A 15,580-nucleotide genomic window follows, 5' to 3' on the forward strand; every position below is an offset into this window, starting at 1 on the left:
GGCTACGCCCGCCCTACGCCGCAACCAGCGCGAACGGTGCGCCCGTCATACCCGTCACGCTGCTTGACGAAGGGGGTCCCTTTTGCACGCCGATAGGGGGTCCTTTTTGGACGCCGATTGACATCTTTCCCGTTCCCGCCTTGCGCGCCGCCTTGGCTTGGGCAGGCGAGGCAAGTTCGCGCAGCCCGTGCCGGCGCTCGAAGTCGCGGCACAGATGCTGGAGCCGCGTGAGCGCGTGAGCGTCATAGGATTTGCGCTTGCGCGCCTGCGACGGCAGGCTGGCCGCCTGCTGATCCGTTAGCGCGCGGGGGCCGACCTCGGGCAGATGCTCGCTGTTGGCGATGCGAAACCAGCGCTTCGGCGGGATGTGACCGGTGGCAGCGCTGACCGTGCGCCAGAACGAATGGATGTGGTCGTAGCCCTTGTCGGTATGACGGACGATGATCCGCAAATGCCCCTCCAAGCCGAGTTCCCGTTCGGCTTCGTCTACCAGCTTCAGCCAGGTCGTATTATCCAGCCGACCGTCTTCGCGGGCGGCCGAAAAGGTGAGGTGCTTGACCGGCCTGGTGCATCGCGCGCTCAGCTCGGCCACCATCTTCATCTGCTCGACCTTCTGATCAACGGGCAGGTCAAGCGGCTCCAGCAGGCTGTGACCCGGCTTCTGCAGATAGTCGAGCAGGCCCCCGAAGTCGTTGCCGGCGTGGACGGTCGGGATCACCGCCAGCGCTCCATCTCGCGGCGGATCTGGACCAGTTCGCTGACGACTGTCTGCAAGCGCCCATGCTGTTCGACCAGCATCGCCGTAGTGTTCGTGCCGGAGCTGCCGTTCATGCCGATCTGGTGGAGCGCCTTCGTGATCTGGTTCACGTTCTGGCCGATACGCGTGATCGCTTCGGTCAGTGCGCGTGAAGGCACGATGTGGCTGTGATCGTGCGCGAGCATGCGTCGGATCACGTCCGCGCGGGACACGCCCGAATGGTGGGCGATCTTCTTGAGATGCACCCATTCGGCGTCGTCGAGCCGCATCGTGAACATGCGGTTCCGCTGGCGTTGGTTGCTGCCGCGCTGTCCTGGCATGATTTCCTCCTTCGCGGCCGAAGGCGGCTGGTGGGGTGCAGGGGAGCCGTCCCCTGCCGAGGGACCTTTCGACTTGCGACGCCACATCAAGCGACAAAGCGTCAGCGCCAGAGCGATGTGGCCCGCGCCCCGCAGGGGGCGCGGTATTCGCAAGTCAGCCCTCGCTACCCACTTCCTTCTTTCCGTTCTGCCGCTTCTTCGCGGGCGGCGACGTCGAAGCGTCACCGCACGCTGTTGCATGATCAAGGCGGATTGGCGGCGGATCGGTCGTGACGATCACGCCGCCGAATGCGTCGGCTAGGCGACCGGCGCTCCCTGGTCGGGCCGGGCTTTGACCTCCGAACGGCGCCGTCGCCTCGGCACTACGATCCCGCTCTTCGCGCGGTCGGCCTGGCGCTCTGCATCGCGGATCGCACGCAACGCATCACGCAGGTGCTTCTCGCGGACGCCGTGGCGATCGCGGTACGGCTGGAACCGCGGATCCGCGAGGAGCGTCTTCACATTCACGGGATCGGAGCCGAAGCCCTCCGCGAAGGCGCGCGCGATGTCGAGCGGCGAGGGGCGCTTGTTCTCCTGCGCCATCGCGCGTCCGAGCGCGCGGGCTTCGTCGATCACCGATTTATGCGGGTCGACCACCCCGGCGGTGTCGGGGTCGAACTGAGTATCGGACATTGTAGCTTCTCCATGATCGCAACGGGTTCGTGTCGAACCCGAGGATTACGGAGCGGCCCAGGCCTGCGGCGGATGGTGGCGGAAGGCGCGGACCGGACGCGCAGCGCGAACGGCCTCGTGCATCGGATAGGCTCGCGCCGGAACGGCGTCGATGACCGGCACGATCGTCTCGAACAGCACGAGAAATTCGCCCGTCAGCCGGGCGACCAGTTCTCGCAACACGTTCAGGATCGCGCTCATACTCAATAAGATGGAACGTTGCGGGAACTTTGACAAGCGACATTTAGAAACGGCGAGCAAGCGCGGCGCAATCGGAAATCCTGGTCGGCGCACTTATCCTGTTGGCGATGACGCCTTCGCCAGCTTCAGGCGGTCCCAGTCGATGAAATCCAGCTGCAGGTTCTTCAGAAAGACATATTGGTTCCGGATCGTCACCTGACCGTATTTGTCGCCCTCGTTCTGGTTCGCATGACCCTTGATCGAATTGGCTACTCGTGTCGGCATGCCGCTGAGCTCCGCGCGGTCCGTGAACTCGTGGCGGGTCGAGTGAAAGACGTAACGCGGATCCTTGGTGACGACCCGATCGAGATAGTCGTTCGATCGCCGGCTCAATCGCTTCACGAAATTGCCGTTTCTGTCGGGCTCGAGATCGAACAGCCTCGTCTTGCCGGCGCGGCGACGCTGCTCGACATAGTCGCGGAAGCCCAATTCGATCAGCCGATCACGGATGACCACATAGCGCTCCGACACGTCGGTCTTGACGTGCTGACCTTCGCCCGTGCCGGTGATGTGGATGAAAGTGCAGCGTCCCGTAAAGTCGCCGCCGAAGGTCCGATCGAGATCGACGTCCTTTACATCGCTTAGCGCGATCTGACCGATTTCGCCGAGGCGAGGGCCGCCCACCGCACCGAACAGGAAGCTCCAGTAGAGTTCGTCCTGGTAGACATGGAGGCCCGGCTTGGCACGCTGGGCATCCCCGTGACCGGCGCAGCCGGTGAACAGCGGCGAGTCGAACAGGGTCTGCATCATGTCCGGGGTGAATGGGAGGCGCGGCGTCTTCTGTCCCTTCTTTGTCTTCGAATAGCCGGCGATCTCGATCTTTTCCGCGACATTCACGCCGCGACGGGCGTCGGCCTTGATCTTGCCGAGGATCCACCCGATCGCGCTGACGTCCTTCTTGATCGATCCCGGCGCGAGGCGATCCGGAAACGGCATCCCCCGATCACCATCATCCCAGCGCTGGCGCGCCTCTCGTGTTGTTTCCGCAAGCTGGCGGAGCGTGCGGCCCGAACCGCGGACCTTCGTCAATTCGGTCTGCGGCGGAAGGTCGGAGACGAGGTTACGATATTCGATCATGATCTCGCGCGTGATGCGGCCTATGGCGATGTCGCCGAACATGTCGATGAAGTTCAGCACCGACTTGGTGGCCGCGCTGATCGCCGATGGCCTCGGTATCCGGTGCTGCTTCCAATAGCCGAGCGCGTCGCTGAGCGGCATTGCCCAAAGCCCGGTGGTTGGGTTCGGCGTGGCTGCGTTGTCTGGCACCCCGGCAGCGCCAGTTGGAGAAGGGATCGACAGGATCGGCTCGACCGCAGCCTCGGCGCGTGCCGGCCAACTCGTGAAATGATGTCCGGCCAGCCGATCGAGATAAGCCGAAGCGACAGCCTCGTACACGTCGTCGCGGTCGAGCTTTAGCTTCGGCTCGATCGACGTCATGTAGCTGACCGCGAACCGGATCGGCTTGAAGACGCGGCGTTCGAGCAGCAGCGCGGCGAGACGGCGATACAGAATACCATCGGTTTTGCCGGTGCCTTCGAGTAGCGCCGCCCGAACCCGGAAAATCTCGCGCTCCGGCTCCGTATCGATCGAGGGAACAGGTTCGGGATCGCCGGGCGCTTCCCATACGGTCATGCCGCCCCAATCCTGAGGGTTACCAAGCTGGTCGGCGGGCAACCAGGAGTCGATCACCGTCGAGGCGAGCAGGGCGAGCTGCTCCGCGATCGCTTTGTCCATCGAACCGCGGATGGTCGCGAGCCGCTCGAAGCCTCGGTCGAGCAAGCGCAGCGCGTCATTGACCGGCTTCTGAGCCAATTGCCCACGAAGCCGCAGCACCTCATTCTTGCAGAAGGCGGTGAGTTCGCCGCGCCTCGCGGCGGCCGCGACCGGGTCGGTCGTGCCGAGGCTCGCGGTCCATTCACTCTTGCCGACGAGATGCCGGATGTCACGCGGCACCGCCATGCGGAACTGCTCGTTCTTGGATTTTGCCAGCTTCACGGAATGCGACATCCGACGCCCCATTTGTAGCACCCATTTGTAGCACCGGGCGCTTGCTGAAGCGTTGATTTTCGCGAATTCCGCCGAATTCCTCACCTTTAGGGAGGATGGTGACCCCTACGGGAATCGAACCCGTGTTTCAGCCGTGAAAGGGCCGCGTCCTAACCGCTAGACGAAGGGGCCGTGAAGGCGTGGACGGCCGGTTAGGCGAGGGCGGGCGATCGGTCAACAGGAAAATCGCGCAGGCCGCATCAATCGGCCCAGGCGAGGTCGTCGATGTGCAGTTCCGCCGCGGGGCGGCTGCCCCAGTCGTCGAGCCTGGCGCGGCCCGCCAGCCACAGCCGCCGGTGCGACGGCGCGCCGAGCAGCGCACGGCCGAGGTCGGTGTCCGCCGCGCGGAACGCCACGCCCTTGAACCCACGCCCGTCGTCGCCGGTCACGATCGCGCGGACATGGCCGTTGCCGACCACGTCGCACTTGACGATCCGCACCGGCCCCGCCGCCACGCGCGGCTGCGGCCAGCCCATGCCGTACGGCCCGCCCGCCGCCAGCGCGTCGACGAGCAGCGGGTTGACCCCACCGGGGCTCAGCACCGCATCGAGCAGCAGCGCCCGGTCCTCGCGCGCGCGCTCGACGGCGGCGGACAGGCGGTCGTGGAGGAAATCGGCCAGCGCCGGGATCGCACCCTCCGCCACCGTCACCCCGCCTGCCGCGGCATGGCCGCCGCCCGCCGCGATCAGCCCCAGTTCCTTCGCCGACAGGATCGCCGCGCCGATGTCGACGCCGGGGATCGAGCGCGCCGATCCCTTGCCCGTGCCGTGCTCGTCGATCGCGATGACGAGCACGGGGCGGCCCAGCCTTTCCTTCATCCGCCCGGCGACGATGCCGATGACGCCGGGATGCCAGCCGCGCGCCGCGACGACCACGCAGCCGCGCGCCTCCTGCCCGCTCGCCAGCAGGTCGGCGGACAGCTGCACGTCGCCCTCGATCGCGCGGCGTTCGTCGTTCAGCCGGTCGAGTTCGACCGCCAGCGCCCGCGCCTCGCCCGGATCGTCGGTGGTGAGCAGCCGGACGCCGAGGTCCGACCTGCCGACCCGCCCGCCTGCGTTGATCCGCGGCCCGAGCGCGAAGCCCAGGTCGGTAGCGGTCGGCGCGCGGGTCAACCGCGACGCCTCGATCAGCGCGGCGATGCCGATGTTCTGCCGCTTCGCCATGACCTTCAGCCCCTGCGCGACGAACGCCCGGTTCAGCCCGCGCAGCTGCGCCACGTCAGCGACGGTGCCCAGCGCCACCAGATCGAGCAGGTCGAGCAGCTTCGGCTCCGCGCGGCCCTCGAAGAACCCGCGCGCGCGCAGCGTCCGCAGCAGCGCCGCACCGAGCAGGAACGCCACGCCCACCGCCGCCAGATGCCCGTGCGCAGCACCTTCGCCCTCGTCGAGCCGGTTGGGGTTCACCACCGCCACCGCGGCGGGAAGCTGCGTCGTGCACTGGTGGTGATCGACCACCAGCACCTCGATCCCCGCATCGCGCGCGGCGGCGAGCGCGTCGAACGCCTGCGCGCCGCAGTCGACGGTCACGATCAGCGACGCGCCCTCCGCCTGCAACCGCAGCAGCGCGCCCGCGGTCGGGCCATAGCCTTCCCGCTGCCGGTCGGGGATATAGGCACGGGGTGACAGGCCGAGATCGCGCAGCAGCCGCACGAGCAGCGCCGCAGAGGTCGCGCCGTCCACATCGTAATCGCCGAACACCGCCACCGCCTCGCCCGCGATCACCGCATCGGCAAGGCGGCCTGCCGCCCGGTCCATGTCGCGGAAGATCGACGGGTCGGGCATGAAGCCGCGGATGCTGGGCGCCTTGTGCGCGTCGAGCGCCTCGCGCGGGCAGCCGCGCGCCAGCAGGATGCGGGTGACGAGATCGTCGGCGACGAACCCCTCGTCGGCCACATCCCCCGCCAGCCCGCGCCAGCGCCATGGTTGGCCGAGGATCGAGCGATGTACATCGAGAACGGGACGCATCGCCTCCCTCTATGCCCGAGGGTGCGCGATGTCATCTCCCCTCTGGAAATCCGCGTGCCAAGGGCGCAAAGGCAGTCCCCATGAAGCGCAAGACCGGACAAGACCGCAGCATCACCGCCAACTGGCGTCCCGCAACGCAGGCCGTGCGCGGCGGCACCGCGCGCAGCGAATATGGCGAGACGTCGGAAGCGCTGTTCCTCACCTCGGGCTATGCCTATGACTGCGCGGGCGACGCGGCGGCGCGCTTCGCGGGCGAACAGGTCGGCATGACCTACTCGCGGCTCCAGAACCCGACCGTCGAGATGCTGGAGGAGCGCATCGCCCTGCTGGAGGGGGCGGAAGCGTGCCGGACGATGGCGAGCGGCATGGCGGCGATGACCGCCGCGCTGCTCAGCCAGCTGTCGGCGGGCGATCACCTCGTCGGCGGGCGCGCCGCGTTCGGTTCGTGCCGCTGGCTGACCGACACGCTGCTGCCGAAGTTCGGGATCGCCACGACCGTGGTCGACGCGCGCGATACGCAGGCGTTCATCGATGCCAGCCGCCCCAACACGAAGGTCTGGTTCTTCGAGACGCCCGCCAACCCGACGATGGACGTGGCGGACCTGACCGCGATCTGCGCCGCCGCGCGCGAACGCGGCATCGTCACGGTGGTCGATAACGCCTTCGCCAGCCCCGCGCTGCAACGCCCGATGGACTTCGGCGCGGACGTGGTGGCCTATAGCGCGACCAAGCTGATGGAAGGGCAGGGGCGCGTGCTGGCGGGCGCGGTGTGCGGCACGTCCGCGTTCATCAACGACGTGCTGCTGCCCTTCACCCGCAACACCGGGCCGACGCTGAGCGCATTCAACGCATGGGTGGTACTCAAAGGTCTGGAGACGCTCGACCTGCGCGTCATGCGCCAGTCGGACAATGCGCTGGAGGTCGGCCGCTTCCTTGAGGGCCGCGTGCCCCGGATCAACTTCCCCGGCCTGCCGAGTCATCCGCAGCACGACCTTGCGATGCGCCAGATGAAGAAGGCCGGGCCGATCTTCTCCTTCCACGTCGACGGCGGGCGCGCGCAGGCGCACGGGCTGCTCAACGCGCTGCAACTGATCGACATCTCGAACAACATCGGCGATTCACGTTCGCTGATGACGCATCCCGCCTCGACCACCCATTCGGGCGTCACCGAGGAGAAGCGGCTGGAGATGGGCATCGACGAAGGCATGATCCGCATCAACGTCGGGCTGGAAGACCCCGCCGACCTGATCGCCGATCTCGACCAGGCACTCAGGGCGGTATCGCTATGATGAAGGCGCTGTTCCCGCACGAGGCGACGACCGCCGGTATCGCCGTGCGGGTATCGGCCACCTATCTGCCCGAACAGTCGCAGCCGCAGGCGGGGCGCTGGTTCTGGGCCTATCACATCCGGATCGAGAACGGATCGGACCGGACGGTGCAGCTGCTCACCCGCCACTGGATCATCACCGACGGGCGCGGCGAGCGGCATAGCGTGGAGGGCGAGGGCGTCATCGGCGAACAGCCGGTGATCGAGCCCGAGGGCAGCTTCGACTATGTGTCGGGCTGTCCGCTGACCACGCCGACCGGCGCGATGCAGGGGAGCTATCACATGCTGGCCGACGACGGCACGACCTTCGACGTGGCGATCCCGCGGTTCGCCCTGCTGGCCCCGGCGGTCGGCGCATGAAGCGGACGCACCTGCCGCTGAACGGGCTGCGCGTGCTCGATGCCGCCGCGCGCCACCTGTCGTTCACCCGCGCCGCCGACGAGCTGGCGGTGACGCCCGCCGCCGTGGGGCAGCAGGTGCGCGCGCTGGAGGATACGCTGGGCGTCGTGCTGTTCCGCCGCACCACCCGCGGCCTCGAACTGACGCCGGAGGGCGAGGCGGGCCTCGCCGCGCTGCGCGGCGGCTTCCTGCAATTCGAGGAAGCGGTGCGCGCGATGCAGGCGGGGCAGTCGTCCAAGTCGCTCACCATCGCCGCCCCGCGCGACGTGACGCAGAAATGGCTGCTCCCGCGCCTGTCGCGCATCGCCGCTGCGGACGGCGAACTGCGCTTCGCGCTGGTCGCGGCGGACGATGCGGTCGACTTCACCGAAGCGAACCTCGACCTCGCGATCCGCTGGGGCGAGGGGCCGGGCGCGCATGAGGGCGAGGCGCTGGAATCGGACGGCATGGTCACGATTGAGCGTCCCGGCGGCGGGGCGGATACGAAGATCGGCTGGGCGGGCTGCCTGTCGGAAGACGCCTCGGCGCTGGTCCGCGTGGCGGACGCGGGTCTCGCGATCGATGCCGCGGCGGCGGGGCTGGGCCGGGCGACCGTCCCCGAACTGCTCGCGCGCGACGATATCGCCGCGGGTCGGGTGGTCGTGATCGGCGAACCCCGCATCGGGCGACAGGGATACTGGCTGGTCGCCCCGCTGCCGCAATGGCGACAGGCGAAGGTCAAGGCGCTGGTCGACGCGCTGGCGGGGTAGCGGGCGGACGCGGCGCGGGCGTGGCGATCCCTCTCGGGCCAACCCACCCCCGACCCCTCCCTTCCGGCGAGGGGAGCAGCGCATAGCCCCCGTTGCGCCCGACCAACCCATTCTACCACGCCCTCGCCTTGCCGAGCGGCACCGCCTGCGCCATCTGGAGCCTATGCACACCGCCTCCGACACGCTCGCCCTGATCGGCAACACGCCCCTCGTCCGGCTGAAGGGGCCGAGCGAGGCGGCGGGTGCCGAGATCTTCGCCAAGTGCGAATTCGCCAATCCCGGCGCCAGCGTGAAGGACCGCGCCGCGCTGTTCATCGTCGAGGATGCCGAGGCGCGCGGGGCCATCCGGCCGGGCGGCACGATCGTCGAGGGGACGGCGGGCAACACCGGCATCGGCCTCGCGCTCGTCGCCAATGCCAAGGGGTATCGGACGATCATCGTCATGCCCGAGACGCAGAGCCGCGAGAAGATGGACACGCTGCGCGCGCTCGGGGCCGAGCTGGTGCTGGTGCCCGCCGCGCCCTATTCCAACCCCGGCCATTTCGTCCACACCAGCAGGCGGATCGCGGAGGAGACGCCGAACGCGATCTGGGCCAACCAGTTCGACAATATCGCCAACCGTCGCGCACACATCGTCGGCACCGCGCCGGAGATCTGGGCGCAGATGGACGGGCGGATCGACGGCTTCACCTGCGCGGCGGGCACCGGCGGCACGCTTGCCGGGGTCGGCCTCGGCCTCAAGGAAAAGGACGAACGCATCCGTATCGCGCTGACCGACCCGCACGGCGCGGCACTGTACGACTATTACGCGCACGGCGAGTTGCGATCGGAAGGGTCGTCGGTCGCCGAAGGGATCGGGCAGGGCCGCATCACCGCCAATCTGGAGGGCGCGCCGATCGACACCCAGTTCCGCATCTCGGACGCCGAAGGCATGGTCTGGGTCCGCCGGTTGCTCGCGGAGGAGGGGCTGTGCCTCGGCCTGTCGTCGGGGATCAACGTGGGCGGTGCGGTGGCGCTGGCGCGGCAGTTGGGGCCGGGCAGCCGGGTCGCGACGATCCTGTGCGACACGGGCTTTCGCTATCTCTCGACGCTGTACAATCCCGAATGGCTGGCGGCGAAGGGGTTGGCGGTCGACAGCGGCGGTACGACCGCGTAGGCATTCGCCGCGATGGTGCCACGAACCGACCCGTCCCAGATCATGCAGCGCCTGCGCGTCGGCGCGACCGGGCTGATCCTGGTCGTGCTGCTCATCGTGCTGGCCAGCGCGCTGTTCCGGTCGGCGATCGACGAAACCCCGATCGGCGAGGATGTGACGTTGCAGAACGACGGCGCGTCGGGCGCCGGAAACACCGTCGCGGCCCCGGCCAACCCCGATGAACCGCTCGCCGAACTGGGCGTATCGCCCGGCCTGACGCCCGGCAACGGCACGGCACCCGCACCGTCCCGCTGAGCGGGGCAAGCGGCACCATCGAATCACCGGACATACCCGCCGGGCGGGCATCTCCGCCGCACGGTTTTTGAACCAGCGGTATGTCGCGGGCGGCGCAAAACGCATGACCGGCCCTATCGATCCCTGGTTCGTTTCGCCTCCGTAAAAATTAATTCGAGCCGCGCAATACCGCTACACGGCGCGCCGCAAGTGGGGCGTGTTCCCGCACGGTCGGGCAAGAATATCCCGTCGCACACCAGAACAAAATAAGAACTTTATCTGTTTTCGGGCGATGGTGGCGCATTCTCCCACTTTCACCCAATTTTGCCCATTGTTGCCCAAGTGCGATTTTGGTACATCGAAGGCGGTTTCAGGGGGCAGGTCCTGCGATCGGGTTTTCAAACATCCGGCGTGTATTGTTCGGATTGTTGAAGGGGTGGCCTGCACAACCGGACAGGGGCACGTGTCGGACAGGGATCTCTACCTGAGCTATGGGCTTCAGGCGGTCGATGCGAAGGGTCGCGTCGCGGTACCTGCCAAGCTGCGCTCGGTGCTGGAGCGCAATGCCGAAGCGCGCGAACTGCTGGTCAAGCGGCACGCCAAACATGCCTGCCTCAGCGCGTTCGACGTCAACTGGCCGAAGATCCTCTATGCCCGCGCGCCGCAGGGCAGCGACGAGGATGTCGACACCGACTACAATGTCGCGGGCAAGGCGTTCGGCAATCTCGAATCCGCACCGTTCGACAGCGCGGGCCGCTTCGTCCTGCCGACCTTCTATCGCCGCCGGGCGAAGATCGACAAATGGGCGTTCTTCCACGGGCGCGGCGATACCTTCAACATCTGGGACCCGTTCACCCTGATCGCGGACGAAGCCATCGACGCCGATACGCGCGAGCTGTGCGAGTTCCTGATGGAAGAAAAGGGGCTGCAATGACCGCCGCCCCGCATATCCCGGTCCTGCTGGCCGAAGCCGTCGCCGCGCTGGCGATCGAGCCGGGCGAGGTCCATGTCGACGCGACGTTCGGCGCGGGCGGCTATACCCGCGCGATGCTCGCCGCCGGGGCGCGGGTCATCGCGTTCGATCGCGATCCGACCGCGCACGCCGCCGCGCAGCCGCTGCTGGCGGAGGCGGGCGAGCGGCTGACGCTGATCGAGGCGCCGTTCTCGGCGATGGCGCACGAACTGGCGGCGCGCGGCATCGAAGCGGTTTCGGGCGTCGTGATGGACATCGGCGTGTCGTCGATGCAGCTCGACCAGGCCGATCGCGGCTTCTCGTTCCAGCACGACGGTCCGCTCGACATGCGGATGAGCCGCGAGGGGCCGACCGCCGCCGAATGGCTGAACGCGGCGTCCGAGGCGGAGATCGCCGACGTGCTCGACCGCTATGGCGAGGAGCCGCGCCACCGCCGCGTCGCCAGCTTCATCGTCGGCGCGCGGCCGTTCAGCCGCACCGGGGAACTGGCGGCGGTGGTGCGCCGCGCGCTCGGCCATCGCCCGCACGAGAAGAAGGACCCGGCGACCCGCGCGTTCCAGGCGGTGCGCATCCACCTGAACGACGAGCTGGGCGAGCTGACCGCCGGGCTCGACGCGGCGGAGCGGGTGCTCACCCCCGGCGGGCGGCTGTCGGTAGTGAGCTTCCACAGCCTCGAGGACCGTATCGTGAAGCGGTTCCTGCGCGAGCGGGGCGGGGCGATGCCTGCGGGTTCGCGCCACCGCCCGGTGGTGGCGACCGGGCCGGACGCGACCTTCGAGCGCATTGCCAAGGCGGTGCGGCCGGGCGACGAAGAAACAAGCATCAATCCGCGCGCGCGTTCGGCGACGCTCCGCGCGGCCATTCGCACGGCGGCGGCGCCGTGGAGTTCGAACGGGAGTTAGAGTGCGATGGGGACGTTCGGGTTCGGGACACTGGGCAAATTGGTGGCGGTGGGCATCATGGCCCCCGCCTTCTACCTCGTCATATCGCAGGGCGCGGCGGAGCGGGCGCGCGTCGAGGCGGTCGAGAAACAGATCGTGCAGGCGCGCAAGGAGATCCGCGACCTCGAGACCGAGTTCGACACGCGCGCCAATCTGGCGCAGCTCGAACGGTGGAACGGCGACGTGCTCTCGCTCGCCGCGCCGCGCGCCGAACAATATGTCGGCGGCGAACATCAGCTCGCCTCGCTGCCGGGCCGGACCGAAGGGGGCAATATCGCGCTCGCCTATGTCGTGCCCGCCGCGCCGATGGACTATGTTCCCGTTCCCGACGCGGTGCCCGCCGCCGCGCCGGTGACGTCCCCCGCCGCCCCCGCCAGGGCCGAACCGGCACCGCCCGCCGCCGTCGCCAGGGCCGAACCCGCGAAGCCCGCGCCCGCCGCGCCCGTCACGACGGCAAGCGCCCGTGCCGCGAAGGTGCGCGCGGTCGCCATGCTCGATCGCACCTTGCTCAGCGACACGACGCTCGGCGATCTCGGCCGCGCGGCACGCAAGGAGGCGACGCTCCGGTGATCGTCGTCGTGGCTCCCCCGCTGCACCAGCAACGCCCGGACGGATCGCGCCATTCGATGGTCGCGATCGCGCATTACCGGCTGATGATCCTGCTGCTGCTGTTCGCCGCCGGGGTGACGGTGGTGCTCGCCCGTCTCGCGATGCTCGGGCTGGTGGCGGAGCCGCGCTCGGCGATCGCGGCGGAGGCGGCGCTGGTGCCGTTGCGCGGCGATCTGGTCGATCGCAACGGCGCGCCGCTCGCCCGCACGATTGATGCGTGGTCGATCGCGGTCCGCCCCGACAAGGTGATCGGCGACAAGCGCGAGCTGGCAGGGCGTCTCGCCGAGCTGATGCCCGAACAGGGCGCGGCGCATTATTATGCCCAGCTGACCGCCGATCGCGGCTTCGTCTATCTCAAGCGCCGCGCGCTGCCACAGCTGGTCGAGGCGGTCAACGCGCTCGGCGAACCCGGCATCGCGCTCGGCCGCGAGCCCGAGCGGCTCTATCCGCAAAGCGCGATGGCGGCGCATGCGCTGGGCTATCTCGACATGGACGGGCGCGGCGTGCGCGGCATGGAGAAGTTCCTGAACGCCCGCCTCGCCAATCCGGCGGAGCGCGGCCATGCCGTCGCGCTTAGCCTCGACCTCCGGGTACAGGCGGCGCTGGAGAGCGAACTCGCCAATGCGATGGCGGTGTTCCAGGCGCGCGGCGCGGGCGGCGTGGTGCTCGACAGCGACACCGGGGAAGTCATCGCGATGACTTCGCTGCCCACCTTCAACCCCAATCACGTCACCGCCAATACCGGTCAGATGAACACGGTGACGCAGGGCGTCTACGAACTCGGTTCCGCGTTCAAGCCGCTGACGATGGCGGCGGCGCTCGACAGCGGCGTGGCCCCGTCGCTCGCCAAGCGCTATGACGCGACGCAGCCGCTGGCGATCGGCGGTTTTCGCATCCGCGACGATCACGCGCAGAAGCGCTGGCTGAACATCCCTGAGACGCTGGTCCATTCATCGAACATCGCGACCGCGCGCATCGCCGACGAAATGGGGCCGGACCGCATGGCCAAGCTGTTCCGCGACCTGCATTTCGACACCGCGCCGGATATCGAACTCGAAAAGGCGCGTCCGATCTGGCCGCACTTCTGGGCGCGCACCACGACGATGACCACCGCCTACGGTCACGGCATCGCGGTGACGCCGCTGCACCTCGCCAGCGCCTATGCCGCGCTGGTCAACGGCGGCATCTGGCGTCCGGCGACCATGCTGAAGCTCAAGCCCGGACAGGCACCGGCGGGCCGCCGCGTGTTTTCGGAGGCGACCAGCGCCAAGATGCGCGGGCTGCTGCGCCTGATCGTCACCGACGGCACCGGCAAGAAGGCCGAGGCCCCCGGCTTCCGCGTCGGCGGCAAGACCGGCACCGCCGAAACGGTGGGCGCGGGTGGCGGCTATTCGCGGAAGGTCAACGTCTCGACCTTCGCCGCCGTCTTCCCGATGGACCGCCCGCGCTATGTCGTGATCGCGATGCTCGACAGTCCGAAGGGCACCAAGGAGACGTTCGGCTTCACCACGGCGGCATGGACCGCCGCGCCGGTGGTCAGCCGGGTGATCTCGCGCACCGGGCCGTTGCTCGGCGTCATTCCCGATGCCAATGCCGATCTCGACATGACGTCGCTGCGCAGCCTGCTATGGCATGCGCCGGGCACCAAGAAGATGGCGGCGGGCGCGGAATGAGACTGGGACAGATTACCGGCGGAACCGAGGATGCGGTCGTGACCGGATTCGCGATCGATCATCGCAAGGTCGCGCCGGGCACGATCTTCGGCGCGTTCCGGGGCGCACGGGTGAACGGCGAGGACTATATTCCCGCCGCGATTGCATCGGGCGCGATCGCCGTGGTCGCGCGGCGGGACGCGGTGGTGGAGGGCGCGCTGCACATCGCCGCCGACGACCCGCGCGAGGCGTTCGCCCGCGCCGCCGCGACCTTCTTCGCGCCGTTCCCCCAGACCTGCGTGGCCGTCACCGGCACCAACGGCAAGACCAGCACCGTCGAGATGGTGCGGCAATTGTGGCGGATGCAGGGGCATCACGCCGCGTCGATCGGGACGCTGGGCGTGACCACCGCCGACGAACGGGTCACGACCGGGCTGACCACCCCCGATGTCGTCACCTTCCTGTCGAACGTGGCGGGCCTCGCGCGCGAGGGCGTGACCCATCTCGCGTTCGAGGCGTCGAGCCACGGCCTGTCGCAATATCGCACCGAAGGGCTGCCGGTGCGCGCTGCCGCCTTCACCAACCTCAGCCGCGACCATCTCGACTATCACGGCGACATGGCCAGCTATCTGACCGCCAAGCTGCGGCTGTTCGCCGAGGTGCTGGCCGACGACGGCACGGCGGTGGTATGGGTCGACGATCCGCACGCCGACCGGGTGATCGATCTGGCGCGGGTGCGCGGCAACGCGCTCGTCACCGTCGGCGAACATGGCGACACGCTGCGCCTGACCGGTCGCGCGCCGAGCCTGCTGGGGCAGACGCTGACGATCGAGGCGGAAGGGGCGACGCACAGCGTCAAGCTGCCGCTGATCGGCGCCTATCAGGCGGCGAACGCGCTCACCGCCGCGGGCCTTGTCCTCGCGACCGGCGGCGACCTCAAAGCCACGCTGGCCGGGCTCGCCCGGTTGCAGCCGGTGCGCGGGCGGCTGGAGCGTGCGGTGATCCTCGCCAACGGCGCGCCGGTCTATGTCGATTACGCCCATACCCCCGATGCGCTCGACGCCGCCATCGCCGCGCTGCGCCCGCATGCGGAGGGGCGGCTGATCGTCGTGTTCGGCGCAGGCGGCGACCGCGACACGGGCAAGCGCGCGCCGATGGGCGAGGTGGCGGCGGCCAAGGCCGACGTCGCGATCGTCACCGACGACAATCCCCGCACCGAAGACCCCGCCGCGATCCGCGCGCAGGTGCTCGAAGGTGCGCCGGGTGCCACCGAGATCGGCGACCGGCGCGCGGCGATCCGCGCCGCCTGCGCCATGGCGCTGCCTGGCGACATCGTGCTGATCGCGGGCAAGGGGCATGAGCAGGGGCAGATCGTCGGCGACATGATCCTGCCGTTCGACGACGTGCAGGTCGCGCGGGAATGCGCGCGGTGAGGGCGCCGACGCTTGTTGTACCCCCGCGCA

Annotated in this window: 16 protein-coding genes and 1 tRNA gene; 10 read left to right on the forward strand and 7 right to left on the reverse strand. The window is 68.7% G+C overall.

The features are described from left to right. Positions 1-13 precede the first annotated feature (13 nt). The 7 genes from ABLE43_RS15845 to recJ form a co-directional block, all read right to left on the reverse strand. Entirely contained in the window at positions 14-718 is a 705-nt protein-coding gene (locus tag ABLE43_RS15845) for a relaxase/mobilization nuclease domain-containing protein (protein ID WP_348979351.1), read from the reverse strand. After that, positions 715-1,077, reverse strand: a complete 363-nt coding sequence (locus tag ABLE43_RS15850; RefSeq protein WP_348979352.1) for a ribbon-helix-helix domain-containing protein — start codon at positions 1,075-1,077, stop codon at positions 715-717. The genes ABLE43_RS15845 and ABLE43_RS15850 overlap by 4 nt, the downstream gene beginning before the upstream one ends. A 297-nt stretch (positions 1,078-1,374) precedes the next feature. Next, positions 1,375-1,749: a hypothetical protein gene (locus ABLE43_RS15855; protein WP_348979353.1), complete on the reverse strand. Its 375-nt coding sequence runs from the start codon at positions 1,747-1,749 to the stop codon at positions 1,375-1,377. A 45-nt stretch (positions 1,750-1,794) separates the two neighbouring features. After that, a complete protein-coding gene (locus ABLE43_RS15860) occupies positions 1,795-1,989 on the reverse strand; it encodes a hypothetical protein (protein WP_348979354.1) in 195 nt (64 codons plus the stop codon). Between the two features lie 93 nt (positions 1,990-2,082). Then, positions 2,083-4,035, reverse strand: a complete 1,953-nt coding sequence (locus ABLE43_RS15865; protein WP_348979355.1) for a DUF6538 domain-containing protein — start codon at positions 4,033-4,035, stop codon at positions 2,083-2,085. A 96-nt stretch (positions 4,036-4,131) separates the two neighbouring features. Then, a tRNA-Glu gene (locus ABLE43_RS15870) sits at positions 4,132-4,206 on the reverse strand. A 68-nt stretch (positions 4,207-4,274) separates the two neighbouring features. Next, the gene (gene recJ / locus ABLE43_RS15875) at positions 4,275-6,038 is read right to left on the reverse strand and encodes a single-stranded-DNA-specific exonuclease RecJ (protein ID WP_348979356.1); all 1,764 of its coding nucleotides are present in this window, start codon (positions 6,036-6,038) and stop codon (positions 4,275-4,277) included. An 80-nt stretch (positions 6,039-6,118) separates the two neighbouring features. Here recJ and ABLE43_RS15880 point away from each other — a divergent pair, with 80 nt between their 5' ends. The 10 genes from ABLE43_RS15880 (at position 6,119) to ABLE43_RS15925 (ending at position 15,550) form a co-directional block, all read left to right on the forward strand. After that, entirely contained in the window at positions 6,119-7,327 is a 1,209-nt protein-coding gene (locus ABLE43_RS15880) for a trans-sulfuration enzyme family protein (protein WP_348979357.1), read from the forward strand. Further along, the gene (gene apaG, locus ABLE43_RS15885; protein WP_348979420.1) at positions 7,327-7,725 is read left to right on the forward strand and encodes a Co2+/Mg2+ efflux protein ApaG; all 399 of its coding nucleotides are present in this window, start codon (positions 7,327-7,329) and stop codon (positions 7,723-7,725) included. The genes ABLE43_RS15880 and apaG overlap by 1 nt, the downstream gene beginning before the upstream one ends. Continuing rightward, a complete protein-coding gene (locus tag ABLE43_RS15890) occupies positions 7,722-8,513 on the forward strand; it encodes a LysR family transcriptional regulator (RefSeq protein WP_348979358.1) in 792 nt (263 codons plus the stop codon). Before apaG ends, ABLE43_RS15890 begins: the two co-directional genes overlap by 4 nt. 163 nt (positions 8,514-8,676) lie before the next feature. After that, positions 8,677-9,669, forward strand: a complete 993-nt coding sequence (locus ABLE43_RS15895) for a cysteine synthase A (protein WP_348979359.1) — start codon at positions 8,677-8,679, stop codon at positions 9,667-9,669. Positions 9,670-9,681: 12 nt separating this feature from the next. Continuing rightward, positions 9,682-9,963: a hypothetical protein gene (locus ABLE43_RS15900; protein WP_348979360.1), complete on the forward strand. Its 282-nt coding sequence runs from the start codon at positions 9,682-9,684 to the stop codon at positions 9,961-9,963. Between the two features lie 442 nt (positions 9,964-10,405). Beyond that, positions 10,406-10,876: a division/cell wall cluster transcriptional repressor MraZ gene (locus ABLE43_RS15905; protein WP_348979361.1), complete on the forward strand. Its 471-nt coding sequence runs from the start codon at positions 10,406-10,408 to the stop codon at positions 10,874-10,876. Next, complete coding sequence (gene rsmH, locus ABLE43_RS15910; RefSeq protein ID WP_348979362.1) at positions 10,873-11,817, forward strand: 16S rRNA (cytosine(1402)-N(4))-methyltransferase RsmH; 945 nt, start codon at positions 10,873-10,875, stop codon at positions 11,815-11,817. The genes ABLE43_RS15905 and rsmH overlap by 4 nt, the downstream gene beginning before the upstream one ends. A 6-nt stretch (positions 11,818-11,823) precedes the next feature. Then, positions 11,824-12,426, forward strand: a complete 603-nt coding sequence (locus ABLE43_RS15915; RefSeq protein ID WP_348979363.1) for a hypothetical protein — start codon at positions 11,824-11,826, stop codon at positions 12,424-12,426. Then, the gene (locus tag ABLE43_RS15920; RefSeq protein ID WP_348979364.1) at positions 12,423-14,138 is read left to right on the forward strand and encodes a peptidoglycan D,D-transpeptidase FtsI family protein; all 1,716 of its coding nucleotides are present in this window, start codon (positions 12,423-12,425) and stop codon (positions 14,136-14,138) included. Before ABLE43_RS15915 ends, ABLE43_RS15920 begins: the two co-directional genes overlap by 4 nt. Beyond that, positions 14,135-15,550: a UDP-N-acetylmuramoyl-L-alanyl-D-glutamate--2,6-diaminopimelate ligase gene (locus ABLE43_RS15925; RefSeq protein WP_348979365.1), complete on the forward strand. Its 1,416-nt coding sequence runs from the start codon at positions 14,135-14,137 to the stop codon at positions 15,548-15,550. Before ABLE43_RS15920 ends, ABLE43_RS15925 begins: the two co-directional genes overlap by 4 nt. Positions 15,551-15,580: the final 30 nt, after the last annotated feature.

The sequence above is a fragment of the Sphingomonas silueang genome, from assembly GCF_040049155.1.
Taxonomy (GTDB): Bacteria; Pseudomonadota; Alphaproteobacteria; order Sphingomonadales; family Sphingomonadaceae; genus Sphingomonas; species Sphingomonas silueang.

Bases quoted from the DNA above. Each gene is read 5' to 3' on its own strand.
- ABLE43_RS15915 (WP_348979363.1), top strand. From the start codon at position 11,824: ATGGGGACGTTCGGGTTCGGGACACTGGGCAAATTGGTGGCGGTGGGC.
- ABLE43_RS15925 (WP_348979365.1), top strand. From the start codon at position 14,135: ATGAGACTGGGACAGATTACCGGCGGAACCGAGGATGCGGTCGTGACC.
- ABLE43_RS15890 (WP_348979358.1), top strand. From the start codon at position 7,722: ATGAAGCGGACGCACCTGCCGCTGAACGGGCTGCGCGTGCTCGATGCC.
- ABLE43_RS15850 (WP_348979352.1), bottom strand. From the start codon at position 1,077: ATGCCAGGACAGCGCGGCAGCAACCAACGCCAGCGGAACCGCATGTTC.
- ABLE43_RS15865 (WP_348979355.1), bottom strand. From the start codon at position 4,035: ATGTCGCATTCCGTGAAGCTGGCAAAATCCAAGAACGAGCAGTTCCGC.
- ABLE43_RS15895 (WP_348979359.1), top strand. From the start codon at position 8,677: ATGCACACCGCCTCCGACACGCTCGCCCTGATCGGCAACACGCCCCTC.
- ABLE43_RS15855 (WP_348979353.1), bottom strand. From the start codon at position 1,749: ATGTCCGATACTCAGTTCGACCCCGACACCGCCGGGGTGGTCGACCCG.
- ABLE43_RS15860 (WP_348979354.1), bottom strand. From the start codon at position 1,989: ATGAGCGCGATCCTGAACGTGTTGCGAGAACTGGTCGCCCGGCTGACG.
- recJ (WP_348979356.1), bottom strand. From the start codon at position 6,038: ATGCGTCCCGTTCTCGATGTACATCGCTCGATCCTCGGCCAACCATGG.
- ABLE43_RS15900 (WP_348979360.1), top strand. From the start codon at position 9,682: ATGGTGCCACGAACCGACCCGTCCCAGATCATGCAGCGCCTGCGCGTC.
- apaG (WP_348979420.1), top strand. From the start codon at position 7,327: ATGAAGGCGCTGTTCCCGCACGAGGCGACGACCGCCGGTATCGCCGTG.
- ABLE43_RS15880 (WP_348979357.1), top strand. From the start codon at position 6,119: ATGAAGCGCAAGACCGGACAAGACCGCAGCATCACCGCCAACTGGCGT.
- rsmH (WP_348979362.1), top strand. From the start codon at position 10,873: ATGACCGCCGCCCCGCATATCCCGGTCCTGCTGGCCGAAGCCGTCGCC.